Source organism: Salinivibrio socompensis S35, from assembly GCF_000513715.1.
Lineage (GTDB): Bacteria > Pseudomonadota > Gammaproteobacteria > Enterobacterales > Vibrionaceae > Salinivibrio > Salinivibrio socompensis.
Genome location: NZ_AQOD01000244.1, coordinates 1 through 1,505, shown reverse-complemented (window position 1 = coordinate 1,505; position 1,505 = coordinate 1). Strand labels below are relative to the sequence as shown.

The following is a 1,505-nucleotide window of genomic DNA, read 5'->3' as shown; positions in this document are numbered from 1 at the left end:
TTAGCAAAACGGTGGGGTGCAAGTTTCTATTGGCCGAGACCCAGCAGGAAGGCATGACGGGTTACTGGCAAACCGCCCCTACTGAACACGGTACTAAATACACCACGTATACCGATCATTCAATGCAGACCCAAAAACTCGTCGACGAAAGTGGCCTCAGCCTCAATGGGCATCAGCGTACCCGAGCCTGTGCAGGTAAAGTCGATTGGCTCGGGTATCATCCAAGAAGCGTTTATTCCTGTGACACCCTCTGTTCAACTCGGTGAACGACTGGGCTTGCCCACCGAAGGCTATTATTACCATTTTCACCAAAAGCGCTTGATGCAAGAATACAAGCTATTAGGTGAGGGCAAATGGCAGTTTTACGCCACGCGGTCTAGGCATGACAGACTCAACACAGAGCAAGGTTTTAATCGTTACCAAAGCGCCATTTTGGTGTACTGGAAAATAGGAGGCAAAGAGGTCGAAGACCAGCACCTCGTCTATCTCAAAGAAGCCATTACACGTGACGAACTCGATAGCGTAGACGATGAATGGCTGGAAGAAAACGGCGTTGAACTGTCTATCAGTGAATTACTCGCCGCGCCCAAGCAAGCGGTTGCTAAACGAGCTGAGCCCTCTGAAAAGGATGCCGATAAGGGTGATGAGCCCACGCCACCGACGACGCATACGGTCAAAGCTGACCCAGCCACCCGCCAACGCGAATTATGGCCCGCTATTGCCGCACAATACGGTTTATCCGCCAAGCAGCTGTTGGAATTAAACCCGCAGTATGACGCCGATCCGATGGCGTTGAAGATTGGGGATACGCTCATTGTTAAACAAGCAGAGGTACAGCAAGCCTCTACAGAGGTCGCAACAGAGTTGCCGCCATTATCGCCCGGCACGTACAGTTGCGCTCTGAATACGCACTATAACCATTCTGATGCTTTTATATCGGGCACATCCTTCAAGGCAGTGAATAAAGATAGACTGCTCGAAAAAGAGCTGCCAGTTGCAAATATAACCGCCATCACCACGGCAGCTAAAGCGACTGATTATGGGAAAGCAGCAATACTTACGCTTCCTGCCAGTGGTGCAGCGGCTAACCTCGGCGTCATCAGCACCAATACGGCCAAGACCATGGGGTCATGGTCGCTTTCCGGCGAGGCATTAGCCGGGTTTGGGCGTATGGGGGGCTTTCTAGTCGCGGCATTGTGGCCGTCTCAGCTAGGGGATGGCACGCTCGACGGACATCCAGAACTAAGCGGCGTTGATGCCACCACGATGCGTGTGCGTTTCAATATGTACACCGATAAAAATGGCAAACAGCAAGTAGTGGGTATTAAAACGGGTGAAGGTAGTCCATATGGAGAGCGCGTGACAAAGCGTGAAGCTCACCAAAGTGGTCAAAACTTCGTTGCGGAACTGGATGATGGTATTACCATCACATGGACACCCGATGGCTCGACAGACGTTCTAACACCCGATACGGTATTACCTGAGAATGACCAGCTAGATGTGCA

Annotated in this window: 1 pseudogene; it reads left to right on the top strand. The window is 51.4% G+C overall.

The annotated features are described in order from the left end of the window. Positions 1–1,505 (top strand): annotated as a pseudogene (locus tag DZ54_RS23045) (S-type pyocin domain-containing protein); the annotation flags it as partial.